The sequence below is a fragment of the Nocardioides gilvus genome, from assembly GCF_003194605.1.
In the GTDB taxonomy this organism is placed as follows: domain Bacteria; phylum Actinomycetota; class Actinomycetes; order Propionibacteriales; family Nocardioidaceae; genus Nocardioides; species Nocardioides gilvus.
In genome coordinates this window covers 56,822-80,019 of sequence record NZ_QHKY01000003.1, presented here as the reverse complement: position 1 = coordinate 80,019, position 23,198 = coordinate 56,822, and the positions used below count along the sequence as shown (strand labels likewise).

Genomic DNA, 23,198 nt, shown 5'->3' with positions numbered 1-23,198 from the left:
GATCAGGGCTCGATGGGTGCGATGAACGGGAACGCCACGTCGTCGCCCTCCACCATGTCGGCTGCCTGTTCCTCCTCGCCGGTGAGCGAGACCCGATACAGGCGCCACTCCTGGGCGGTGAAGTCGTAACTGTCAACCACCAGGTGTTCGGACCCCTCCCACGTGGGGGTACCGAGCGCACGGTTGTCACCGGACGGGTCGAGCCAGAAGTAGACCTTGCCTGTGGCGGCGTCGGCGATCCCGACCCGACTCGGACCCCAGCCGTCAGACTGAGCGTCCACCACGGTCGTCCACCGGCCGTCGGGGGAGAAGGACGTCACGTAGACATCGCAGTTCCTCCACTGGGTCTCGCCGTCGGTGACGTCGATCAGGCGCATGCAGGGTGGAGCCTCGAACGTCGTCGTCTTCTCGAACCCGGCCGCGAAGTCCGAGAAGGCTGCACGGACTCCCGTGATGTCCTGGGAAATGGGCGTCACCACTCCGTCGCCGGAGACGACGGCGGGGCCGTCCGGGGAGTCGTAGCTGACCACCACTCGGCAGTCGTCGATCACGGACTCGTCGATGCACCCTGCTCCACCGGTCACGTCGATCGCGTTGCCATCCCCCGGCAACTTGGCCAGCAGACGGGTCTTCCCTTGGGAGTCCATCAGCATGAGCGTGCTGTCGTCGGTGGTCCAGGCCACCAACTCGTGGTTGTCCGAGATCGCGAAGAAGCTCCTCGCGGCGAACTTCTGGACGACGTCGCCGTCGGCGTCGAGCAGCTGCACCGTGCGCTTGCCCTCGCCGTCGTCGCGGGTGCTGAGGACCCAACGCTCCCCGATGCGGGCCACCCGGTCGGTGTTGTCGGGCAGCGAGTCGTGCGTCAGGGCCTGGTCGGTGAAGGTCGGGTGCGACCAGTCGGCGGGGTCGTCCCCGCGTGGTGCGTCCTCCCTCAGCGTGACATCGGCTCGGGGAGTCGGGGCCATCGTCGGGGCCATCGTCGGGGTTGGCGTCTGCGTCGTCGGGTCGATCGGCCTTCTCGTGTCCTCTCCTCCCGGGGTGAAGAAGGCCGCGGGGATGAGCGCTGCTGCCGCCACGGCCGCGACCGCGACGCCCGTCAACGTACGGCGGCGCCGGATCCGGCTCGCGGTGCTCTTCACGTCGTCCAGGTCGAGAGGGCTGTACGGGCTCTGGCCCATGTGGTCGCGCAGGCCGGCGCCGAGGCGCTGACCGTTCAGGTCGTCGTTCATCGGTCCTCCTCGGGGGACAGGATGTGCTGGCGTGAGGGCGCCGCGTCAGGGGATCCCGCGTGCTGATCGAGGTCGTGGGGCAACGTCGTACGCAACGTCGCCAGTGCTCTGCTGCACTGTGACTTCACCGTCCCGACGGAGACTCCGAGCACGGCCGCGGTCTCGGCCTCGCTGAGCTCCTCGTAGTAGCGAAGGACGACCACCGCCCGTTGCCTGGGGGCCAGGGTCTGGACGAACTCCCACAGTGCGCGTGACGTGCCGTCGTCGTACGCGTCGAGCACCGGGGCGTCGGGCAGGTCAGCGGAGCTCTGCTCGCGACGCTTGAAGGCCCTGCGCCACAGCGAGCTCTGCTCGTTGACCATGATCCGGCGCACGAATCCGTCGAGCGCTTCGCGGTCGCGGACCGAGTCCCACTTCAGGTAGAGCTTGGCGAGCGCCGTCTGGAGCAGGTCGGCGGCATCGTGCGGGTTGCCGGTCAGGGCCCACGCCGTACGGAACAGTGCCGGCTGGCGCGCGTGCAGGTAGGCCTCGAAGTCGGCGTCACGCGAGTTGGTCCTGGTGGGGGACACGCTCATCTCCATGCTGCTCGCGGTGGTCATGGTCTGTCTGCTCGGTCTGCGATGGGTCGGTGCTTCATCATGCTCTCCGTCTCTCTCATCGTCTGGACGCGAGCGACGTCGTGCAGGTTGCAGTCAGCGCTGTTTTCCTGCTGTTTGCGAGTCGTTCTGGCCATGTGACCAGGGTCTCTGCGAGGATCGAGTCATCTACTACCTTTCGTCGTAGATAACTACTACAGTCAGTAGTACTTCAAGAAGGTCGGAAGTGGCCCGGCCTCTGTGATTGGCAAAGGAGCCCATCATGCGTTCAACACTCGACAAGCTCATCTCAGGTACCGGCATCCTCCTCGCGCTCGTGCTCGCGGTGGCCGGGGCTCTGCTCACCTGGGGCTCAGTCTTCATCGGTGACCAGGTCGACCAGCAGTTCGGCGACCAGGACATCACCATGCCGACCAAGGAGGCCCTCGAGGCCGACGAGTCCCTCACCGACGAGGGTCGTGACACGCTGATGGAGTTCGAGGGCACCACGCTCAACGACGGACCCAAGGCTCGTGCCTACGCCGACCACTACATCCAGGCGCACATGAACGCCAGCACCTTCGGCGTGAAGGCCACCCTGGAGGAGAAGGGCATTCCCACCGACGAGTTCACGTTCCCGCTGACCTACGAGTCGGCCGGCGGAGTGGCCAAGGCCGTTGAGGCCAACACCGAGATCAGCGACGCGGACAAGGCCGAGGTGCTCGAGGCGGTCAGCGGCAACCGCGACAGCCTCTTCAAGGGCAACACGTTGCGCGGCCTGCTCCTCTACGGATACGCCTTTGCAACCATGGGTGTGATCGCTGGCTACGCGGCCATCGGCGCCTTCGTCGGCGCAGCGCTCTTCCTGATCCTGGGCCTGTTGGGCCTCGTCCACTCGCGCAAGGTAGCTCGCGCGGAGGCCTAGGGATCCGGGGACGGCCGTCCCGCTTCGGCGGGCGGTCGCCCGGAAGGCCAAGACGGCATGACGAGAACCCTCACCTTCGGGTGGGGGTTCTCTGCGTGTCCGGGGTCGGCTGCCCCGGGTGCGTGGGCGGGGCAGGGTGGAGAAGCCACCCGGCGGACGTCATCAGGAACGCGCGCCAGGGGTGCGGATTCTGATGACGTTGCGAGGTGTTGCTCAGAAGAGTTGGGTGCTCTTGCGCCAGCCGTCGACGGTGTCCCAGAGCCAGATCGCCAGGGCGCTCACCAGGACGACCAGGTGGGCCACGCCGGGGTCGAACTCCGACCACTGCTCCTGGACGAGCGACGTCAGTGCAGGGTTGAGGAGTTGGTCCTGAGAGGCCAGCCACATGAGTGGTGCGGCGAAGACCAGCCCGGTGACGGTGTTGAGGGTGGCGAACCCTCGGGTCCAGACGCCCCCTCTTCGATACTTCACGATCTCGAAGGCCGCCTCGGCAGCCAGGGCGACGAGGATCAACGGGATCCAGAAGCTCCACAGGTCAGGGTCCAGCACGGGGAACCGTTCGCCGTCACCCCAGGGTGGTGAGGCCACCTGCTGCCAGACGACGAACCCCGCGAGGAGACCCAGCCACACGATGTTCGTGACCGTCTCGCCGAGAGCCCCACGGGGTGCCGTGGGAAGGGCAGGCAGGTTGTCCGGCGTCCAGGGCGCGAGCCCCAGGGACTCCTGCGTGGGGTTGGCACTCCGTTCGAGGATGGCGAAGCTCAGGGTCGTCCAGAAGGCGATGTGGACCGAAGTGTTGAGTGCGGTCGAGATCGAGGCTCCGATGACGCCTCCGACGTCGTCGCCCTGGAAGGCGGCGACCAGGGCAACGATGGTGGTGACCAGGGGCACGACGGCGACGAGGATGCCGCGCAGGACCCGGACGTACGTGGGGAAGAGTTCGGGGCCTACCAGGTGCTGCAGTGTCCCGCGGTAGGAGGCAGCCAGGCGGCCCGGGTCGCCCAGCTCGATGAGCGCGGCCTCCTCGGCCTTCTCGGTGCTGAGCGAGGGCTCGCTCGCGCAGAGGGCCTCGACGCGGTCCGCGATGTCGCTGCGCAGTTCCAGGGCGACGTCGTCGCGCTGGTCGTCACCGAGGCGCCGAGTGGCTGCGTGGACGTAACGCTCCGTCAGGGTGTCCTGTGCCGTGTTGGTCGGAGTCTGGGTCGGGTCGGTGGTGTGCATGGTCGTCACCTCAGCTTCTCGATCGATGTGTGGAGTGAGGTCCATTCGCCGAGGAGGACCTCGAGGAGGGCGGCGCCCTCGTCGGTGGAGCGGTAGAACTTGCGGGGTCGGCTCTCCTCGGTGTTCCACTCGCTGGTGAGGAGCCCCTGCTTCTCGAGGCGTCGCAACAGCGGATAGAGGGTGTTGCCGTCGACGGCGAAACCTGAATCGGCCAAGGTCTCGAGCAGGGCGTACCCGTAGGTCGGGGCGCGCAGGATCGCGAGGGACGCCATGACGACGGTGCCGCGCCGCAACTCCTGCAGGTGGCTGGCGAGGACGTCGTCGTTCATGTCAGGGACAATAGTGTGTGACACACACTATTGTCCACCGACAACCTCAACCCAGCCCGGCGGACGTCATCAGGAACGCGCCCCGGGGGTGCAGATCCTGATGACCTTGCGAGGTGTGGCTCAGAAGGGGCGTACGTGCAGGACCCGGCCGACGCCGGCGACACGGGTCAGGACGATCGTCGCCTCCACGTCGCCGGTCAGGGCCAGTCGCTTGCGCAGTTGTTCCGGGACGATGTCCACGCCGCGCTTCTTGATGGTGATCGGGCCGATGTTGCGTTCGACCAGTGCGGCCTTGAGCTGCTTCTCCCGGTAGGGGAGCTCCTCGATGACGTAGTACGACTTCATGAAGGGGCTGCGGAAGGACAGGTCCGAGGTCACGTAGGCGATGTGCGGATCAAGGAGTCCGCCGTCGACCCCCGCCGCCACCGCGGTGACCAGGCCGGCGCGGATCACGGCGCCGTCCGGCTCGTACAGGTGCTTGCCCAGCTCGACCACCGGGCGTTCCTTGCCCTGGTGGGGGTCGTCCTCGTCGGTGATCGAGACCAGGCCCTCACCCGAGATCACCGTGGCTCGCTTGCGGGCGGTGGCCAGGTCGGGGGACCACAGGGAGGCCTCCTTGACCTCGCCGTCGTCACTGACCCACTCGGCCTCGACCCCCTCGGGGACCAGGTCGTGCCCGATGCCGGGAGCGACCTTGACCACCGACGTACGCCGCAGCAGGTCGAGCACGAAGGACCATGGGGGAGTCCAGCCGGTCTCGTCGAAGACCCGGCCCCGCGCGCCCCGGCGGGCGGGATCGGCGAAGGCGGCGCCGAAGCCGGCAAGGTCGAGCTGGGTCGAGTCGGCGACCATCGTCGCGCCGCCCAGCCCCAGCGCATCGAGATTGGCCTGCGCCACGGCGACACGTACCGGGTCGAGGTCGACGCCGGCGGTGGTCAGCCCGGCCCGGGAGAAGGCGATGAGATCGCCGCCGATGCCGCACCCGAGGTCGACCACGGAGCTCGGTCGGGCCGCGGCGAGACGGGCGGCTCGGTGGGTGGCGACGCGGTGGCGGGTGGCCTGCTCGAGTCCGTCGGGGGTGAAGTACATCTTCAACGCGTCCTCGCCGAACTTCGCGACCGCCTTGACCCGCAACTGCACCTGGGTCAGCGCGGCGGCGGCGCGCTCGGCGTCCGGCTCCACCTTGCGTACGGCGGCCGCCACCGCCAACAGGTCCGTGCGCTGCTTGCCACCGACATTGCGGCCGTGGTCGTCGGCGTAGAGATGGGCGGCGCGCTCCAGCAGGCGCTGCCCGTCGTCGGTCAGCAACCAGGTGAAGGTGTCGAGATCCACGTGGGCATCCTCCCTCATCGTGAAGGGAATGCCTCGTTGGCACTCTCTGGAGGGGAGTGCTAACGTGATCACTGGCACTCTCCATGTGAGGGTGCCAGCCTGCCGCACAGGCCTTCGACCCCCGCGACGGCGTTGGTCCCAGTGGCAGCACCCATCCGTCATTCAGATCTGAGTCGAGAAAGTGGAGGTCGACATCGTGTCGGTCAACATCAAGCCCCTCGAGGACCGCATCGTCGTCAAGCCCCTCGAGGCTGAGCAGACCACGGCTTCCGGCCTGGTCATCCCGGACACCGCCAAGGAGAAGCCCCAGGAGGGCGAGGTCGTGGCCGTGGGCCCCGGTCGTTTCAACGAGAGCGGCGAGGGTCGCATCCCGATGGACATCTCCGTCGGTGACAAGGTCATCTACAGCAAGTACGGCGGCACCGAGGTCAAGCTCGGCGGCGACGAGTTCCTGATCCTGGTCGCCCGCGACGTTCTCGCCGTCGTTTCCTGACGGACTGGCTTCCCGCCCGGCGGCGTCGGGTGCGCTTGACGACCCGCTCCACCTGAGGCCGTCCGCGTGCCCCCGCCCTGCCGGGCGGACGCCATTTCAGCGGAACCCCAGGCCATGACAACCCCGACCTAGGAGCAGCAATGCCCAAGATTCTCCAGTTCGACGAGAACGCTCGTCGTGCTCTCGAGCGCGGTGTCGACGCGCTCGCCAACACCGTCAAGGTGACGCTCGGCCCCAAGGGTCGCTATGTCGTCCTCGACAAGAAGTGGGGAGCTCCCACGATCACGAACGACGGTGTCTCCGTCGCGCGTGAGATCGAGCTCGACGACCCGTTCGAGAACCTTGGCGCCCAGCTGGCCAAGGAAGTCGCCACCAAGACCAACGACGTCGCCGGTGACGGTACGACGACCGCGACCGTGCTGGCCCAGGCCATGGTCCACGAAGGTCTCAAGGCCGTCGCCGCAGGCGCCAACCCGATGTCGCTCAAGCGGGGCATGGACGCCGCCGCCGAGGCCGTCGGCGACGCGCTGCGCGAAGCCGCCCGTGAGGTCGACTCCAAGTCGGACATGGCGTCGGTCGCGACGATCTCCAGCCGTGACTCCGTCATCGGTGACCTGCTCGCCGAGGCGTTCGACAAGGTCGGCAAGGACGGCGTCATCACCGTCGACGAGTCGAACACCATGGGCACCGAGCTCGAGTTCACCGAGGGCATGCAGTTCGACAAGGGCTACATCTCGGCCTACTTCGTCTCCGACCCCGAGCGCATGGAGGCCGTCCTCGACGACCCGTACGTGCTGCTCGTCCAGGGCAAGATCTCCTCGGTCGCCGACCTGGTTCCCGTGCTGGAGAAGGTCATGGCGACCGGCAAGCCGCTCTTCATCCTCGCTGAGGACGTCGACGGCGAGGCGCTCTCGACCCTGGTCGTGAACAAGATCCGCGGCACGTTCAACGCCGTGGCCGTCAAGAGCCCTGCGTTCGGTGACCGTCGCAAGGCCATGATGCAGGACATCGCTGTCCTGACCGGTGGTCAGGTCATCTCGCCGGAGGTCGGGCTCAAGCTCGACCAGATCGGTCTCGACGAGCTGGGCCAGGCCCGGCGCGTCGTCGTCACCAAGGACAACACCACCATCGTCGACGGTGCCGGTGACCGCGAGGCCGTGGTGGCCCGCGTCAACCAGATCAAGGCCGAGGTCGAGAACACCGACTCCGACTGGGACCGCGAGAAGTTGGCCGAGCGTCTGGCCAAGCTGTCCGGTGGTGTCTGCGTGATCAAGGTCGGCGCTGTCACCGAGGTCGAGCTCAAGGAGAAGAAGCACCGCATCGAGGACGCCGTCTCCGCGACGCGCGCCGCGATCGACGAGGGCATCGTCCCCGGCGGCGGTGCCGCACTGATCCACGCCGTCTCCGTGCTCGACGACGACCTCGGTCTGAGTGGCGACGAGGCTGCCGGCGTACGTATCGTGCGTCGCTCCGCCGACGAGCCGCTGCGCTGGATCGCCGAGAACGGTGGCGAGAACGGCTACGTCGTGACCACCAAGGTCCGCGAGGGTGGCGTCGAGCACGGCCCCGAGTTCGGTTACAACGCTGCCACCGGCGAGTACGGCAACCTGGTCACCCAGGGCGTCCTCGACCCGGTCAAGGTGACCCGCTCGGCGCTGGTCAACGCGACCTCGATCGCTGCGATGCTGCTGACGACCGAGACGCTGATCGTCGAGAAGCCCGTCGAGGAGACGGCCGCTCCGGCTGCCGCCGGCCACGGCCACGGTCACTGATCGAGGAGTGATCCGAAGGTGGGCCGAGCGCAGCGAGGCCTGCCGTAGGTGAGCCCCGCAGGTCTGTGACGCAAGGGTGCACAGTCACTGATCGAGGACTGATCGACTGAAGCTCACCGTGTGACCACCACGGCCCGTTCCCCGCGAGGGGGGCGGGCCGTGGTGCATTTCCCTTCCGTCGGGTGAGAAGGTGGGAGACCCCGGTTGAAGGAGTTCGTACATGCAGCAGGTCCAGGCAGTGGTGGCGCTCGCGAAGGGCGCCCCCGTCACCATCGAGACGATCAACGTCCCCGACCCGGGGCCCGGCGAAGCCGTCGTGCAGGTCCAGGCCTGCGGCGTCTGCCACACCGACCTCCACTACCGCGAGGGCGGGATCAACGACGAGTTCCCGTTCCTGCTCGGTCACGAGGCGGCAGGGATCGTGGAGTCCGTCGGTGAGGGCGTCACCGACGTCGTGCCCGGCGACTTCGTGGTGCTCAACTGGCGTGCGGTGTGCGGCAACTGCCGCGCCTGCGACCGCGGTCAGCCGCAGTACTGCTTCGACACCGCCAACGCGAAGCAGAAGATGACGCTCGCCACCGGTGAGCTGGCCGGCACCGAGTTGAGCCCGGCGCTGGGGATCGGTGCCTTCGCCGAGAAGACCTTGGTCGCCGCCGGCCAGTGCACGAAGGTCGACCCGGCGGCCCGCCCTGCCGCCGTCGGTCTCCTGGGGTGTGGCGTGATGGCCGGTCTCGGTGCCGCGATCAACACCGGCAACGTGACCCGTGGCCAGAGCGTGGCGGTCATCGGTTGCGGAGGCGTCGGGATGGCAGCGATCGCTGGTGCCGCCCTGGCCGGTGCCGCGAAGATCATTGCCGTTGACATCGACGCCCGGAAGTTGGAGCAGGCCCTCACCTTGGGTGCCACCCACACGGTCAACTCCAAGGAGACCGACCCGGTCGCCGCCATCAAGGAGATCGTCGGGGCCAACGGTGCGGATGGCGCCGACGTGGTGATCGACGCAGTGGGTCGTCCCGAGACCTGGAAGCAGGCCTTCTACGCCCGCGACCTGGCGGGCACGGTTGTCTTGGTCGGCGTCCCGACCCCGGAGATGAAGATCCCGGAGATCCCGCTGATCGACGTCTTCGGTCGCGGCGGGTCGCTGAAGTCCTCCTGGTACGGCGACTGCCTGCCGAGCCGCGACTTCCCGATGCTCACCGACCTCTACCTCCAGGGCCGCCTCGACCTCGACGCTTTCGTCACCGAGGAGATCGGTCTGGGCGACATCGAGTCCGCCTTCGACAAGATGCACCACGGTGACGTGCTGCGCTCCGTCGTGATCCTGGGCGGAGAGTCCTGATGGGCGCCCGCATCGACCACGCGGTCGTCTCCGGCACCTTCTCCCTCGACGGCGAGACCCACCAGGTCGACAACAACATCTGGGTCGTCGGGGACGACTCCGAGGTCATCGTCATCGACGCCCCGCACGACGTCGACGCGATCATGGCGGTGGTGGGGGAGCGTACGGTCAGGGCGATCGTCTGCACCCACGCCCACGACGACCACGTCCGGGTCGCACCGGCCCTGCGCGAGCGGGTGGTGGCGCCGATCATGCTGCACCCTGACGACAAGCCGCTGTGGGAGCTCACGCACACCGACTACCTCTGGGACGTCGACCTCGTCGACGGTCAGCAGATCGACGTCGGGGGCACCATCGTGCACGTCATCCACACCCCTGGCCACGCACCCGGCGCGGTCTGCCTGTACGTCCCTGAGTTGGGCGCGGTCTTCACCGGCGACACCCTCTTCCAGGGTGGCCCCGGGGCCACCGGGCGCTCGTTCAGCGACGCCGAGGTGATCGTCGAGTCGATCCGGACGAAGCTGTTCGCGCTCCCGGAGGACACGGTCGTGCACACCGGCCACGGCGACAGCACCAGCATCGCTGCCGAGGCCGAGGGCATCGGACTCGCTTGATGTAAACGTCTGACCCTGTCCCACGATCGAATGGGGAGACTTCCAGTCATCGGATGACTGAAAGTCTCCCCATTCGCGTCAGGAACGAAGCTGGGTCCGGATCAGCGCCGGCCGAGGGGGGTCTCGCAGTCCGGCGTCGGGGTGGCGACCTCGGGGGCGTCGGCCCGGCGACGTACGACGACTCCTTCGCACTCGACCCCGAGGTCGACGTAGCGGCTCTCCAGCACGGGTGACAGCGCCTTCTGACCGATTCCGTCCCAGGCGCCCAGACCGACGGTGGTGACGAACCACTCCGGAGCCTCCGGCCCGGCGAGGAGCGAGCGCAGTCGTGCCAGCTCCGGGTCCATGGTGCGCATCGGCAGGGACCACAGGTGCTCGTACGGGGAGTCCAGTCCGCTGGCCCACTGGAGGTCGGCCCGGCCGCCGTAGACGACCAAGGTCTCGTCGGCCTCTGCGACCTCCGCGATCGCGCGACCCACCTCGTACTGCCGCGGGGGGTCGCCGTTGCGCCAGTTGTTGGAGGTCCACACGGCCAGGGAGACGATGCTGCTCCCCACGCAGAGGGCCACCAGCACCACCTCGCGGCGCGGTCGCCACGTGCCAGAGGCCCGCAGTGCCAAGCTGTCGCCGTGGCGCAGGTCGGGCAGGTCTGCGACCCGGACACAGGCCCACAGCACCATCAGCGGGGCCACGAGCGGGAAGAGATAGGGCCGCCAGAAGCTGCCGCTGAGCGCGATCACAGTCAGGTCGACGACGAGCATGACCACAGCTGCGACCACGGGAGCAGGGACGTGGCGAAGCGCGATTCGCAGCCGTGCCAGGCACCAGAGCAGCACCAGCGCCATACCGGTGCCGGCGAAGACCAGCAGCAGGGTCCCGATGCGACTGGCGTTGGCTGCGTTGGACTGGGCGACGATCACCGCCGAGGCGTCGGAACGGAAGCCGATCACCGCGTATTCCAGCGTGGCCAACTCGACCCCAGCCGCCACGGCCCAACCGACGGTCAGCGCCACGGGGACGCATCCGCCCAGCAGCGCAGCAGTGGCGAGCCGAGTGGTGTCGAGGAGGCTGAGGCGCTTGGTCACGCAGGCGACCAGCAGCAGCACAGCCCCGAAGACCAGTCCGCCCACGAGGCTCTGCTTGAGGCCGACGGCCGCCATCGCGAGAAACCCCGCCGCCGCGGCGGCCGCGAGGGAGCGCCGGCGCAGCGCCATCAGCGCGACCAGACAGCTGGCCAGGACGACTGGGACGCCCAGCAGTTCGCCCTTGACCCCGACCGCGTCGATCTGTGGGTTGACCAGGAAGGCCGCCGTCAGCAGCGCTGCGCCCACGGTGACGAGGTGCAGTGGGGCGACGGCCACCCGCACCGACAGGTGGCGCGCCAGCTCACGGACCAGAGCAGCAACCAGCAGGACCGCTGCGGCGCAGGCCGCCGCGCCGACGACCCGCAGGGCGTACGGGCCCCCGAGGAGGTCGACGAGGCGCACCAGCGCCACCAGCGACGGCGGACGGTCGACGAAGTAGGGGTGGAAGAGGGCATCGGGTTGCGGGTCCCAGGCGCGAGCCACCAGCAGGAAGCCCGCCTCGTCCGGGCGCAGCGGCCACAGGCAGCCGGCGAACCGACCTGACACGGCCAGCGCCACGGCGACCCACACGAACCGGGGCGTCGTCATCGGGGTTCCCTCCTGCGCTGCGAAGTCCTCTCCTGGACCGTCCACACCCTAGAGGCAGGCGGCCGAGAGCAACGTCTCCCCTCCGCCGGACAGTCCTTTGCCTCCGAGGGCCTAGACTTGACCGGGTGGAGATCCCGGAGAAGTTCGCAAACCTCGGCCTGACCTACGACGACGTCCTGCTCCTGCCGGGCGAGTCCGACCTCGCTCCTGACGAGATCGACACCAGCACGCGGCTGACCCGCGACATCACGATCCAGATCCCGCTGCTCAGCGCCGCGATGGACACCGTCACCGAATCGCGGATGGCCATCGCCATGGCGCGCCAGGGCGGCATCGGCGTGCTGCACCGCAACCTCTCGATCGATGACCAGGCCTACCAGGTCGACCTCGTGAAGCGGACCCAGACCGGCATCATCTCCAACCCGGTCACGATCGGTCCGGACGCGACGCTCGAGGAGCTCGACCGGATCTGTGGCGAGTACCGGGTCTCCGGTCTCCCCGTCGTCGACGGCGCCAACAAGCTCATCGGCATCATCACCAACCGCGACCTGCGTTTCACCCCGCTCGCGGAGTGGGCCACGACCAAGGTCGACGAGATCATGACCCCGATGCCGCTCATCACCGGCCCGACCGGGATCGACCGCGACGACGCGACCGCGCTGCTGCGGGCCCACAAGCGCGAGCGCCTCCCGCTCATCGACCCCGACGGCACGCTGACCGGTCTGATCACGGTGAAGGACTTCGTCAAGGGCGAGCAGTTCCCCAAGGCTTCGTACGACGCGGACGGACGCCTGCTCGTCGGTGCTGCGATCGGCTACTTCGGGGACGCCTGGGAGCGAGCGACCCGACTGATCGAGGCCGGTGTGGACGTCCTGGTCGCCGACACCGCGCACGGTCACGTGCACCTCCTGCTCGACATGGTCCGCCGGTTGAAGACCGACCCGGCCACCAGGCACGTCCAGGTCATCGGCGGGAACGTCGCCACCAGGGCCGGCGCGCAGGCCTTCGTCGACGCGGGCGCCGACGCGATCAAGGTGGGCGTGGGGCCGGGCTCCATCTGCACGACCCGCGTTGTCACCGGTGTCGGGGTGCCGCAGGTCAGCGCCATCTACGAGGCGTCGCTGGCCGCCAAGGAGGCAGGCGTCCCGGTGATCGCCGACGGCGGAATGAAGCACTCCGGCGAGATCGCCAAGGCCATCGTCGCCGGTGCCGACTCCGTGATGCTGGGCTCGCTGCTCGCCGGGTGCGAGGAATCTCCGGGTGAGTTGGTCTTCGTCAACGGCAAGCAGTTCAAGTCGTACCGGGGCATGGGGTCGCTGGCAGCGATGTCGAGCCGCGGCAAGAAGTCGTACTCCAAGGACCGCTACTTCCAAGCCGAGGTGACCAGCGACGACATGATCGTGCCGGAGGGCATCGAGGGCCAGGTGGCCTTCCGAGGCCCGCTCGGGGCGGTCTCGCACCAGCTGATCGGCGGTCTCAACCAGTCGATGTTCTACGTCGGGGCGCGCACCGTGCCTGAGCTGCAGGAGAAGGGCCGCTTTGTGCGGATCACCTCTGCCTCGCTCAAGGAGTCCCACCCGCACGGTGTGCAGATGACCGTCGAGGCCCCCAACTACACCGGCCTCTGAGCCGTGAACGTCGTCCAGCTCACGCGTGACTCGGTGGCGACGGACGACGAGATCCGCGCGCCGCACGTGGTGGCAGCACACCTGCCGCTGCGCGCAGCGCTGCACGACCTGGGTGAATGGATCAGGACCAACGACTACCTCGGGGCCGTCCCCGAGGACGAGACCTGGTTGCTGCATCTGAACACCCGCCTGGGGCCGGCCGTGGCACGGTTGGTCCCGCGGGCGGGAGGAGAGCTGGACGTCGTCTGGCTCGCCGACCGCCACCTCCCACTTTCCGGAGTGGGGTGCCTTCATCTGGAGCGGGAGCGCTCCGGGGCAGAGTTCTGAGAGACTGGTGCACGTGACCGAGATCGAGATCGGCAAGAACAAGCGCGCCCGCCGGGCCTACGCCTTCGACGACGTGGCCATCGTGCCCTCGCGTCGCACGCGTGACCCCGAGGAGGTCAGCGTCACCTGGCAGATCGACGCGTACCGCTTCGACCTACCGGTGCTGGCTGCTCCGATGGACTCGGTGATGTCCCCGGCGACCGCGATCGAGTTCGGCCGACTCGGCGGTCTGGGCGTGCTTAACCTCGAGGGTCTCTGGACCCGGTACGAGGACCCCAGCGGACTGCTCGAGGAGGTCGCCTCGCTGCGCGGACTGGAGGGCACCCAGCGGCTGCAGGAGATCTACACCGAGCCGATCAAGCCGGAGTTGATCACCGCTCGACTCAAGGAGATGCGCGCCGCTGGCGTGACGGTCGCCGGGTCGCTGTCTCCGCAGCGTACGAAGGAGTTCGCCAAGGCGGTCGTGGATGCCGGCGTCGACATGTTCGTCATCCGCGGCACCACGGTCTCGGCCGAGCACGTCTCCTCCAACGCCGAGCCCCTGAACCTCAAGGAGTTCATCTACGAGCTCGACGTGCCGGTGATCGTCGGTGGCTGTGCGACCTACCAGGCCGCGCTGCACCTGATGCGGACCGGTGCTGCGGGGGTGCTCGTCGGCTTCGGTGGCGGCGCGGCCCACACCACCCGTACGGTCCTCGGCATCGCCGTCCCGATGGCTTCTGCAGTCTCGGACGTCGCGGCTGCTCGGCGCGACTACCTCGACGAGTCGGGTGGCCGCTACGTGCACGTCATCGCCGACGGCTCGATCGGTCTCTCCGGCGACGTCCCGAAGGCGATCGCCTGCGGTGCTGACGCCGTGATGATCGGCTCTCCGTTGGCGCGCGCCACCGACGCCCCCGGCCGGGGCTTCCACTGGGGCAACGAGGCGCACCACGCCGACCTGCCGCGCGGACAGCGCGTCGAGTTCGACTCCGTCGGCACCCTGGAGGAGATCATGTTCGGTCCCTCCCGTGTCGCCGACGGCACGATGAACCTCGTCGGCGCGCTGAAGCGCTCCATGGCCACCACCGGTTACACCGACGTCAAGGAGTTCCAGCGGGTCGAGGTCGTCGTCAACTCGTGACGACCCGGAAGGGCGTCCTGACGGACCGCACCCGGGCGGCGCACCCGATGTACGCCGCCCGGCTCGGGTCCTGGGGCTCCCGCCAGCGCTGAACGCTCCCGCTGGGAGTTCCTCGGATCGGTCCCGGACCACCCCCGCGCTCGGCAATACTGCCGCCGTGACCGACCTGGACGCCGAACGCGAGGCCGTCAACCGCGCCCTGCTCGCCTCCGGCCACGACTGGGACGCCTGGCCCGCCGTGGCCGCGACGGCGGACTGGTCCCCGCGAGCCCGCCTCTCGGCGCTGCTGCTGATGCTCTCCGCGCCCGAGCAACGCATCCAGGCCTGGGACGGTGGCCACCAGCTGCTCCACGACTCCGCTGCCGAGGTCATCGAGCGGTTGCGCCGCCGCAGGTTGCCGTGGGACCCGGCCGCCGCGGGGCTGGCGCTCGAGGTCGTGGCTGCGCGTGAGTACGACCTGTCCCGGGTCGGGGTGGCCCTGCGGGCCAGCGAAGAACTCTGCTCCGAGGGAGCCGCCGGCCCGGACCTGCTCGACCGGCTGCACGCCTTCACCGAATGGTTGGACGCGCTCCCCCACAGCTACGGGGTGGAGGAGTCCCGGCGCGCGGCCCGTCGTGCCCTGGCCGCGGCGACCCCTCCCGATCTCCTGGACCTGTCGTTGCTCAGCTCCGGGGATCGGTGGGCGCCGTTCGCGCGCGACGCTGCCCGCGCGGCGGAGTCCGAGGACGTGGTGGCGCTCGTCCGGCTCCTGGGGGAGCTGGGCAACCGGAGACCTTCGCAACGGTGGTCGGCCAAGGTCGCTGGAGCCGTTGCCCCGGCGGCGGCCCGTGACATGGTGCGTCTCTGGCTCGAGCTGGCCTGCGAGGTCGAGCCGGTGGATGGTGTCCTCTTCGTGCCGGGCAACGACGACGTCGTACGGGCAGCGGTGCTTGCGACCCGCCACCTGGTCGACGAGCCGTGGGTCAGCCCAGTGCTGGGGGTCCTGGCTCGACGCGGCGCCGCCCCCAGCCACCCGGGCTCGGTCAGTGCCCTGGCGCTCAAGGTGGCGGGGGCCGCCGTGGACACCTTGGCTGCGCGCGGTGGCGAGCAGGACCGCGTCGTCCTGGCCGAGCTCTTCGAGGAGCTGACGAGGCGTGACCTGCTCCGGCGCGTGGGCAACGCCCTCGGCGACGTCGAGGCGCTGGCGGCCCGTGACGAGCACCTGCGCAAGGAGAAGGAAGCGGCCGTACGTCGCAAGGCCGACCCTGCTCCCAAGCGGGAGCGTGCCGCGGTGGACGCGCTGCTGCGCACCCACGTGGCTCCCACCCTGCGAGCCGCCGGTTTCAAGGGCTCGGGGCGTACGTGGCGCCGCCTGCACGCCGACCGGGTCGACCTTGTGCACCTGGGTTCGTCCGGGGAGAACCTCAGCCTCTCCTACGGCGTCTGGTTCGACGCCGCCCAGGACGCCGCCCACGACGGTGCCCACGACGGTGACCGGGTGGGGCCGGTTGATCGTGCTCGCATCCTGGAGTACCAGGCTCATCTCCGACTTCACGAGCAGTGGAGCGTGACGCCGGAAGGGCTCAGCCGTTGCGCTGCTCATCTGGGAGCGAGTGTGGTGCCCTTTCTCGATGCCATGGGGGTCCACGAGCTGCTGCGCGACCACTTGGTGACCGGCTCCGGCGCCCCGCGGGGCGCGGGCGTGATGGCGGCGCCGAACAGCCCGGCGCACCGGGAGCTGCTGGGACGGCTCGCCCGGGCACGAGGGCTGGGGCACGAGTGAGCTCCTTCTGCTCACTAGGGTGAGGCCCATGACCGCCTCCCCGGACGCCCGACTCGCTGTGCTCATCGATGCCGACAACGCCCAGCCCAGTCGCAGCGACGCCCTGATGGCCGAGATCGCGACCTTCGGTGTGGCCACGGTGAAACGCATCTACGGGGACTGGACGACGTCGCAGCTGACGGGCTGGAAGAGCGCGGCCAACAAGCACGCGATCCAGCCGATGCAGCAGTTCGCCTACACGAAGGGCAAGAACTCCACCGACAGTGCGTTGATCATCGACGCGATGGACCTGCTCTACAGCGATCGGCTCGACGGGTTCGTCCTGGTCTCCTCCGACTCCGACTTCACCCGCCTCGCCTCTCGACTGCGCGAATCGGGCAAGACCGTCTACGGGGTGGGGGAGCGCAAGACCCCCGAGGCGTTCCGGGCGGCGTGCGACCGGTTCATCTACACCGACGTGCTGGGGGTGGAGAGCGCCGAGGCCGAGGCTGACGCCGAGGCGGACCCCACCGTGCCCACCGAGGTCGTAGCCGATGGGCAGTCCAACCGGTCGACGCCGCGCCAGTCGAGCAAGCAACTGCGGGGTGACTCCGCTCTGGTGCAACTGCTGCGGGGTGCAGTTGCCTCCGCGTCCGACGACGACGGCTGGGCCAACCTGGGCGCTGTCGGAACGACCGCCGCCAAGCAGTCGCCCGACTTCGACTCCCGCAACTGGGGCTACGCCAAGTTGATCGACCTGGTCACCACGATCGGCCTCTTCGAGGTCCGACGTCCGCCCAAGGGCAGCAGCGGTGGTGCAGTGGAGATCCGGCAGCTGAAGAAGGGTTCCTGACTGGCGGACCGCCGGCAGGGGGCACAAGGGCACGATCGGGCGAAAAGACCGGCCAAACGCCGCTTTGCGGCATACCCTTATTTGGTTATATGCCTCCCAATGAAGGACCCGCCGTGTTCGAACTGTTGCCGTCCGCATCACCCTCTCGACGCGCCGTCGTCGGAGCGGCCGCCTGGTCGGTCCCGGCCGTGGTCCTCACCTCAGCCGCGCCAGCGTTCGCCAACTCGCCCGGGGCAACGACCACTCCACAGTTCTCCTTCGGCCCGACGCCGGTCGTGCCGTCACCCGACATCCCCCTGGTGTGGGACCTGAACTTCGTCGGTGCCCAGATCACGGCCCCCTCGACGTTGACGGGTCCGTCCGTGGTGACGATGACGATCACCTTCCAGCCGAACGCGACTTCGCAGTATCCCAACCAGACGGTCTACACGTTTCCCGCTCCGGCAGGGTGGTCGTCTAACCGTCCTGCCGACAATGAGTTCTCCAACGTGATCCTGACGTCACTGGCCACCATCGCCGCAGGCGACAGTCTCACGGTGAACGGTCTGTTTGCCGGGACGGCCGCCGACAACCAATTCGGCACCTTCACGGTTGTCGTCGGGGTCGGGGCCACGAGTTCATCGTTCGCCATCGCCACCCCCACTGCGTTCCCGCCGGTCTGAGGCCGTCCGGGCCGAATGCGTTCACGGGGTTGAAACCCCCGCCTGACACACTGGCTGGGTGAGCCAACCGATCGCACTGAACCCTGACTCCCGCGCTGCCGCGCTCGCAGCGATGGCGGCCGGTGAGCTCGACGTGCTGGTGGTCGGTGCCGGGGTGGTGGGTGCCGGCGCCGCGCTGGACGCGGTCACTCGTGGCCTGAGCGTCGGTCTGATCGAGCAGCGTGACCTCGCCAGCGGCACGTCGAGCCGCAGCTCCAAACTGGTCCACGGTGGCCTGCGCTACCTGGAGATGTTCGACTTCGCCCTGGTCAAGGAGGCGCTGGAGGAGCGGGGTCTGCTGCTGACCCGGCTCGCACCCCACCTCGTGCGGCCAGTGCCCTTCCTCTATCCGCTCGAGCACGCGTACGAGCGCCCCTACGTCGGCGCCGGGGTCGCGCTCTACGACACGATGGCGATGACGGGCAAGTACGAGATGGGTGTGCCGAAGCACAAGCACATCTTCCGCAAGGAGCTGGCGCGGCTGGCCCCGGACCTCCGCACCGAGGACCTGCACGGTGCGATCCGCTACTACGACTGCCAGGTCGACGACGCCCGTCTCGTCACCACGATCGCGCGCACCGCCGCCGCGAACGGTGCGCACGTCGCCACGCGTACGCAGGTCACCGGCTTCCTGCGCGAGGGCGAGCGCGTCGTCGGCGTCGAGGCCCGCGACCTCGAGAACGGCCTCGACTTCACCGTCCGGGCACGCACCGTGATCAATGCCGCCGGCGTCTGGACCGATCAGATCCAGGAGATGATGGGCGGGGAGGGTGCGCTCGAGGTCGACGCGTCGAAGGGCGTCCACCTGGTCGTGCCGCGGAGTCGGATCCGCTCCGAGTGCGGCTTCATCACCAAGACCGACAAGTCGGTGCTCTTCGTGATCCCGTGGGGCAAGCACTGGATCATCGGCACCACCGACACCCCCTGGGACCTCGACCTGGCTCACCCGGCGGCCAGTCGGGCCGACATCGACTACCTGCTCACCCACGTCAACCGCCTGCTCAAGGTGCCGCTCGACCACACCGACGTCGAGGGCGTGTACGCCGGGTTGCGGCCCCTGCTCAAGCCGATGCGCAAGGTCGGGGCCGAGGCCGAGACGACCAAGCTCTCGCGCGAGCACACCACCATCAGCCCGGTGCCGGGCCTGGTGCTCATTGCCGGCGGCAAGCTGACCACTTATCGGGTGATGGCGCGCGACGCGGTCGACGTCGCGGTCGAGGGACTCGCCGGCGTGCGGCCCTCGATCACCGACCGGGTGCCGCTGGTGGGGGCGTACGGCTTCGAGACCCGCACGAACCAGCGGGTCGCCCTGGCCCGGGCGTCAGGGCTGGACGTCGCGTGGATCGACCATCTGCTCGGTTGCTACGGCGGTCTCGTCGACGAGCTCCTCGCCCTGATCCAGGCACGTCCCGAGCTGGGGCAGCCGCTGACCCATGCCCCGGACCACCTGGCTGCAGAGGTTGTCTACGCGGTCACCCACGAGGGTGCCCGGCACCTCGACGACGTGTTGGCCCGCCGTACTCGGATCTCCATCGAGAGCTTCGACCGAGGCACCCGCAGCGCCCCGCAGATCGCCGTCCTGATGGGTGCGGAGCTGGGGTGGTCGCGCGAGGTCGTCGACAAGGAGGTCGACCACTGGCTGCGCCGCGTCGAGGCCGAGCGACAGAGCCAGACCAAGCTCACCGACTCCGAGGCGGACGAGGCCCGCGTGCAGGCTCCCGAGATCGTCTGATCACGGCTCGGACTCATCGCTACCGTGGGGTAGTCATAGAGGCGCACGTCACATACTCTCGGTACATGACTGCGAGTCCGGCCAGTGGCCCCTTGACCGAAGGACCTCACGACCCCGAGCACGACCCGGGGGCGAGTTACGCGCTGGAGCGGTCGTACGTCACCCAGCTCACCGCCCGGATCCCGAGCACCGGCGGTCGCACCGTGGACCACGTCTCGCCGATCAGCGGGCAGCCACTGGGCAGCATCCCGCAGAGCGAGCCCGCCGACGTCGAGCAGGCGTTCGTCCGGGCCCGCGCCGCGCAGCGTGCCTGGGCGACGGTGCCGGTGGCACAGCGCCAGGAGATGCTGCTGCGCCTGCACGACCTGATCCTGTCGCGGCGCGAAGAGATCTGTGAACTGATCTGTCTCGAGTCCGGCAAGGCCCGCAAGGACGCCTTCCTCGAGGTCGCCCACCTGGCGATGACGGCGCGTTACTACGGGCGTACGTCGGCGGCGCACCTGCGCACGCAGCGTCTGCCCGGCATGTTCCCCGGACTGACCCACGTCGAGCTCAACCGCGTGCCCAAGGGCGTCGTGGGCATCATCTCGCCGTGGAACTACCCCTTCACCCTCGCGCTCTGCGACGGCATCCCCGCGCTCGCCGCCGGCAACGCGGTCATCTCCAAGCCTGACGCCCAGACGATCCTGACCGGGTTGATCGGCGCAGAGCTGATGGAGCAGGCCGGCTTCCCCCGTGACCTGTGGCAGGTCATGTCCGGGCCCGGCGCCGACATCGGGACGCCGATGATGGCAGGAGCGGACTACATCTGCTTCACCGGCTCCACGAAGACCGGCAAGCTGATCGCGGCCCAGTGCGCCGAGCGCCTCATCGGCTGCTCCCTCGAGCTGGGCGGCAAGAACGCGATGCTCGTCCTGCGCGACGCCGCCGTCGAACGCGCCGCCGAGGGCGCCGTGCGCGGCTCCTTCTCGAACTCGGGGCAACTCTGCATCTCGATGGAGCGGATCTTCGTCGCCGACCAGGTCTACGACCGCTTCGTGGAGCGGTTCGTGGCCCGCACGAAGGCGATGTCGTTGGGTGCTTCGACCAGCTGGGAGGTCGACATGGGCACCCTGATCAGCCAGGACCAGCTCGACACGGTTGAGGCGCACCTGGCCGACGCGGTCGCCAAGGGAGCCACGGTCCTCACCGGCGGCAAGCACCGCCCGGACCTGGGCCCCTACTACTTCGAGCCGACCGTGCTGGAGGGCGTCACCCCCGACATGACCTGCTTCGGCACCGAGACCTTCGGCCCGCTCGTCTCGCTCTACCGCTTCCAGGACGAGTCCGAGGCGATCAAGCGCGCCAACGACGGGTCGTACGGACTCAACGCCTCGGTCTACAGCCGTGACGGCGCCCGGGCCCGTGCCATGGCGCGCCACCTCAAGGCCGGCACCGTCAACGTCAACGAGCCCTTCGGCGCAGCCTTCGGATCGCTGGCTGCCCCGATGGGCGGGATGCGGGAGTCCGGTCTGGGCCGCCGCCAGGGCGCCGAGGGCATCTGGCGCTACACCGAGGCTCAGTCCGTCGGCACCCAGCGACTGCTGCCGATCACGCCTCCCCTGGGGCTGTCGGAGGAGAAGTACGCCGCGATCATGACGACCAGCCTGCGGTTGCTGAAGAAGCTCGGCCGAGCGTGATGGCCAACTCCACCCACTTCGACGTCCTGGTCATCGGGTCCGGCTTCGGAGGATCGGTCAGCGCCCTGCGTCTGAGCGAGAAGGGGTACAAGGTCGGCGTGCTGGAGGCTGGTGCGCGCTTCGAGGACGCCGACTTCGCCACGAACTCCTTCGACCTCAAGAAGTACCTCTACGCTCCCGCGGCAGGGCTCTACGGCATCCAGCGGATCGCCCTCCTCCGCGACTCCCTGATCATGGCTGGAGCCGGCGTGGGCGGCGGGTCGCTCGTCTACGCCAACACCCTGTACGAGCCCCTCGACGCGTTCTACAAGGACCCGTCCTGGGCGCACATCACCGACTGGAAGAGCGAGCTCGCGCCCTACTACGAGCAGGCCAAGCGCATGCTCGGGGTGGTCACCAATCCCGTGCACACTGCGGCCGACCAGCTCATGAAGGAGGTCGCCGAGGACATGGGCGTGGGGGAGACCTTCCACCCCACCCCCGTCGGTGTCTTCTTCGGCGGTCCCGGACAGCCCGGCGGCCAAGAGGTCGAGGACCCCTACTTCGGCGGGGTCGGACCCAGTCGGACCAGCTGCATCAACTGCGGTGAGTGCATGACGGGGTGTCGACACGGCGCCAAGAACACGCTGGTCAAGAACTACCTCTACCTGGCCGAGCAGTTGGGCGCCGTGGTCCATCCCTTGACCACCGTGACGAGGGTTCGCCCCCGCGAGGGTGGGGGGTACGAGGTCCAGGCGCGCTGGACGAAGGCCAAGTTGTCGCGCCGCACGGCGGTCAAGACCTTCACCGCCGATCAGGTGATCTTCTCCGCGGCCGCTCTCGGCACCCAGAAGCTGCTGCACTCGTTGAAGAACTCCGGTGACCTGCCGCAGATCTCCGACCGACTGGGGGTGCTGGCCCGGACCAACTCCGAGGCCATCCTGGGCGCGATCGGCACCGACCGGTCCATCGACTACACCGAAGGTGTGGCGATCACCTCCTCCTTCCACCCCGACGAGTTCACCCACATCGAGCCGGTCCGGTTCGGCAAGGGCAGCAACGTCATGTCGCTGATGCAGACGGTGCTGGCCGACGAGGTGCCGGGAGAGGTCCGCTGGAAGACCTGGCTCAGGGAGATGTGGGCGAAGAAGTCGGAGGTTCTCGACCTGTACGACCTCAAGCACTGGTCGGAGCGGACCGTCATCGCCCTGGTCATGCAGACCCACGACAACTCGATCACCACGGTTGCGAAGAAGTCGCCGTTCGGCTGGCGGATGTCGAGCGTGCAGGGACACGGTGAGCCGAACCCCACCTACATCCCTGTCGCGTACGACGCCGTGCGGCGGATGGGCGCGCTGATGAAGGGCGGCGGGACCCCGGGCGGCAACATCGGGGAGCCGTTCAACCGACCGATGACCGCGCACTTCATCGGTGGCTGCTGCATCGGGGAGGATGCCGACTCAGGGGTGGTCGACGCCTACCAGCGGACCTTCGGCCACCCGGGGCTGCACGTGGTCGACGGGTCGACCATCTCGGCCAACCTCGGCGTCAATCCGTCGCTGACCATCACCGCCCAGGCTGAGCGTGCCATGGCGATGTGGCCCAACAAGGGTGAGGCCGATCGTCGGCCTCCTCTGGGGGCTGCGTACCGCCCGGTGGCACCGATTCCGCCGCGTTCGCCAGCGGTTCCCGCGTCGGCGCCCGCGGCCCTGCGGTTGCCCATCGTCGGGGTCAGCTGAACCGTTCGTCGACAATTCCTGCTGTTGGGCGAAATCGTGCCGATTCGGCGGCCCTTTCAGACCCAAAATAGGGCATGATGATGGTGTTGCAGGTCTGTGGTGCCTCTCCCTCCCTCGGCACGCAGACCTCCGTCCAGGTTTCTCCTTGAGAGCGCGTGGACGACCAGGGCCCGACCACCCTCCCTCCCGGTCGG

The 23,198-nt window shown here is 68.7% G+C and carries 20 protein-coding genes; 14 read left to right on the top strand and 6 right to left on the bottom strand.

Annotation, left to right across the window (positions count from 1 at the left end; translation table 11 throughout):
• Positions 1-2: 2 nt before the first annotated feature.
• A complete protein-coding gene (locus tag DNK52_RS09235; protein ID WP_110240725.1) occupies positions 3-1,229 on the bottom strand; it encodes a hypothetical protein in 1,227 nt (408 codons plus the stop codon).
• On the bottom strand, positions 1,226-1,828 hold the full coding sequence (locus DNK52_RS09230) for a SigE family RNA polymerase sigma factor (RefSeq protein WP_239455477.1): 603 nt from the start codon (positions 1,826-1,828) through the stop codon (positions 1,226-1,228). Before DNK52_RS09230 ends, DNK52_RS09235 begins: the two co-directional genes overlap by 4 nt.
• Before the next feature lie 259 nt (positions 1,829-2,087).
• On the opposite strand from DNK52_RS09230, the gene DNK52_RS09225 reads away from it, so the two are divergent.
• Positions 2,088-2,729 carry a hypothetical protein gene (locus DNK52_RS09225; protein WP_110240724.1) on the top strand — a complete coding sequence of 214 codons (642 nt, stop codon included), beginning with the start codon at positions 2,088-2,090 and terminating at the stop codon, positions 2,727-2,729.
• Between the two features lie 213 nt (positions 2,730-2,942).
• Here the strand turns inward: DNK52_RS09225 and DNK52_RS09220 are convergent, their stop codons facing one another.
• The 3 genes from DNK52_RS09220 to DNK52_RS09210 form a co-directional block, all read right to left on the bottom strand.
• Entirely contained in the window at positions 2,943-3,950 is a 1,008-nt protein-coding gene (locus DNK52_RS09220) for a permease prefix domain 1-containing protein (protein WP_162598710.1), read from the bottom strand.
• A gap of 5 nt (positions 3,951-3,955) precedes the next feature.
• The gene (locus DNK52_RS09215; RefSeq protein WP_110240722.1) at positions 3,956-4,279 is read right to left on the bottom strand and encodes a PadR family transcriptional regulator; all 324 of its coding nucleotides are present in this window, start codon (positions 4,277-4,279) and stop codon (positions 3,956-3,958) included.
• Between the two features lie 120 nt (positions 4,280-4,399).
• Positions 4,400-5,611, bottom strand: a complete 1,212-nt coding sequence (locus tag DNK52_RS09210) for a class I SAM-dependent methyltransferase (protein WP_110240721.1) — start codon at positions 5,609-5,611, stop codon at positions 4,400-4,402.
• A 196-nt stretch (positions 5,612-5,807) separates the two neighbouring features.
• Here DNK52_RS09210 and groES point away from each other — a divergent pair, with 196 nt between their 5' ends.
• From groES to DNK52_RS09190, 4 genes are all read left to right on the top strand, one after another.
• Positions 5,808-6,104 (top strand): co-chaperone GroES, encoded by a 297-nt coding sequence (gene groES, locus DNK52_RS09205; RefSeq protein ID WP_110241175.1) that lies wholly within the window; start codon positions 5,808-5,810, stop codon positions 6,102-6,104.
• A 140-nt stretch (positions 6,105-6,244) separates the two neighbouring features.
• Positions 6,245-7,876 carry a chaperonin GroEL gene (groL, locus tag DNK52_RS09200; RefSeq protein ID WP_110240720.1) on the top strand — a complete coding sequence of 544 codons (1,632 nt, stop codon included), beginning with the start codon at positions 6,245-6,247 and terminating at the stop codon, positions 7,874-7,876.
• 220 nt (positions 7,877-8,096) lie between these two features.
• Positions 8,097-9,215 carry an S-(hydroxymethyl)mycothiol dehydrogenase gene (locus DNK52_RS09195; RefSeq protein WP_110240719.1) on the top strand — a complete coding sequence of 373 codons (1,119 nt, stop codon included), beginning with the start codon at positions 8,097-8,099 and terminating at the stop codon, positions 9,213-9,215.
• On the top strand, positions 9,215-9,829 hold the full coding sequence (locus DNK52_RS09190) for an MBL fold metallo-hydrolase (protein ID WP_110240718.1): 615 nt from the start codon (positions 9,215-9,217) through the stop codon (positions 9,827-9,829). Before DNK52_RS09195 ends, DNK52_RS09190 begins: the two co-directional genes overlap by 1 nt.
• A 101-nt stretch (positions 9,830-9,930) precedes the next feature.
• On the opposite strand, the gene DNK52_RS09185 is transcribed toward DNK52_RS09190, so the two are convergent.
• Positions 9,931-11,502: a hypothetical protein gene (locus DNK52_RS09185; protein ID WP_110240717.1), complete on the bottom strand. Its 1,572-nt coding sequence runs from the start codon at positions 11,500-11,502 to the stop codon at positions 9,931-9,933.
• Positions 11,503-11,627: 125 nt separating this feature from the next.
• On the opposite strand from DNK52_RS09185, the gene guaB reads away from it, so the two are divergent.
• The 9 genes from guaB (at position 11,628) to DNK52_RS09140 (ending at position 23,004) form a co-directional block, all read left to right on the top strand.
• Entirely contained in the window at positions 11,628-13,130 is a 1,503-nt protein-coding gene (gene guaB / locus DNK52_RS09180) for an IMP dehydrogenase (RefSeq protein ID WP_110240716.1), read from the top strand.
• 3 nt (positions 13,131-13,133) lie between these two features.
• The gene (locus DNK52_RS09175; protein WP_110240715.1) at positions 13,134-13,457 is read left to right on the top strand and encodes a hypothetical protein; all 324 of its coding nucleotides are present in this window, start codon (positions 13,134-13,136) and stop codon (positions 13,455-13,457) included.
• Between the two features lie 13 nt (positions 13,458-13,470).
• Complete coding sequence (locus DNK52_RS09170; RefSeq protein ID WP_110241174.1) at positions 13,471-14,580, top strand: GuaB3 family IMP dehydrogenase-related protein; 1,110 nt, start codon at positions 13,471-13,473, stop codon at positions 14,578-14,580.
• Between the two features lie 157 nt (positions 14,581-14,737).
• The gene (locus tag DNK52_RS09165) at positions 14,738-16,342 is read left to right on the top strand and encodes a DUF4304 domain-containing protein (RefSeq protein WP_110240714.1); all 1,605 of its coding nucleotides are present in this window, start codon (positions 14,738-14,740) and stop codon (positions 16,340-16,342) included.
• Between the two features lie 28 nt (positions 16,343-16,370).
• Positions 16,371-17,174 carry an NYN domain-containing protein gene (locus DNK52_RS09160; RefSeq protein ID WP_110240713.1) on the top strand — a complete coding sequence of 268 codons (804 nt, stop codon included), beginning with the start codon at positions 16,371-16,373 and terminating at the stop codon, positions 17,172-17,174.
• A 113-nt stretch (positions 17,175-17,287) separates the two neighbouring features.
• Positions 17,288-17,836 carry a hypothetical protein gene (locus DNK52_RS09155; protein WP_110240712.1) on the top strand — a complete coding sequence of 183 codons (549 nt, stop codon included), beginning with the start codon at positions 17,288-17,290 and terminating at the stop codon, positions 17,834-17,836.
• 112 nt (positions 17,837-17,948) lie between these two features.
• Positions 17,949-19,607, top strand: a complete 1,659-nt coding sequence (locus DNK52_RS09150) for a glycerol-3-phosphate dehydrogenase/oxidase (protein ID WP_110241173.1) — start codon at positions 17,949-17,951, stop codon at positions 19,605-19,607.
• Positions 19,608-19,672: 65 nt separating this feature from the next.
• Positions 19,673-21,286, top strand: coding sequence for a succinic semialdehyde dehydrogenase (locus DNK52_RS09145; RefSeq protein WP_110240711.1), 1,614 nt, complete (start codon positions 19,673-19,675; stop codon positions 21,284-21,286).
• Positions 21,286-23,004 carry a GMC oxidoreductase gene (locus DNK52_RS09140; RefSeq protein ID WP_110241172.1) on the top strand — a complete coding sequence of 573 codons (1,719 nt, stop codon included), beginning with the start codon at positions 21,286-21,288 and terminating at the stop codon, positions 23,002-23,004. Before DNK52_RS09145 ends, DNK52_RS09140 begins: the two co-directional genes overlap by 1 nt.
• Positions 23,005-23,198 lie beyond the last annotated feature (194 nt).

Excerpts from the sequence above, each read along its gene's own strand:
- DNK52_RS09235 (WP_110240725.1), bottom strand. The coding sequence starts at position 1,229 with ATGAACGACGACCTGAACGGTCAGCGCCTCGGCGCCGGCCTGCGCGAC.
- DNK52_RS09230 (WP_239455477.1), bottom strand. The coding sequence starts at position 1,828 with ATGACCACCGCGAGCAGCATGGAGATGAGCGTGTCCCCCACCAGGACC.
- DNK52_RS09225 (WP_110240724.1), top strand. The coding sequence starts at position 2,088 with ATGCGTTCAACACTCGACAAGCTCATCTCAGGTACCGGCATCCTCCTC.
- DNK52_RS09220 (WP_162598710.1), bottom strand. The coding sequence starts at position 3,950 with ATGCACACCACCGACCCGACCCAGACTCCGACCAACACGGCACAGGAC.
- DNK52_RS09215 (WP_110240722.1), bottom strand. The coding sequence starts at position 4,279 with ATGAACGACGACGTCCTCGCCAGCCACCTGCAGGAGTTGCGGCGCGGC.
- groL (WP_110240720.1), top strand. The coding sequence starts at position 6,245 with ATGCCCAAGATTCTCCAGTTCGACGAGAACGCTCGTCGTGCTCTCGAG.
- DNK52_RS09195 (WP_110240719.1), top strand. The coding sequence starts at position 8,097 with ATGCAGCAGGTCCAGGCAGTGGTGGCGCTCGCGAAGGGCGCCCCCGTC.
- DNK52_RS09190 (WP_110240718.1), top strand. The coding sequence starts at position 9,215 with ATGGGCGCCCGCATCGACCACGCGGTCGTCTCCGGCACCTTCTCCCTC.
- DNK52_RS09185 (WP_110240717.1), bottom strand. The coding sequence starts at position 11,502 with ATGACGACGCCCCGGTTCGTGTGGGTCGCCGTGGCGCTGGCCGTGTCA.
- DNK52_RS09160 (WP_110240713.1), top strand. The coding sequence starts at position 16,371 with ATGACCGCCTCCCCGGACGCCCGACTCGCTGTGCTCATCGATGCCGAC.
- DNK52_RS09150 (WP_110241173.1), top strand. The coding sequence starts at position 17,949 with ATGGCGGCCGGTGAGCTCGACGTGCTGGTGGTCGGTGCCGGGGTGGTG.
- DNK52_RS09145 (WP_110240711.1), top strand. The coding sequence starts at position 19,673 with ATGACTGCGAGTCCGGCCAGTGGCCCCTTGACCGAAGGACCTCACGAC.
- DNK52_RS09140 (WP_110241172.1), top strand. The coding sequence starts at position 21,286 with ATGGCCAACTCCACCCACTTCGACGTCCTGGTCATCGGGTCCGGCTTC.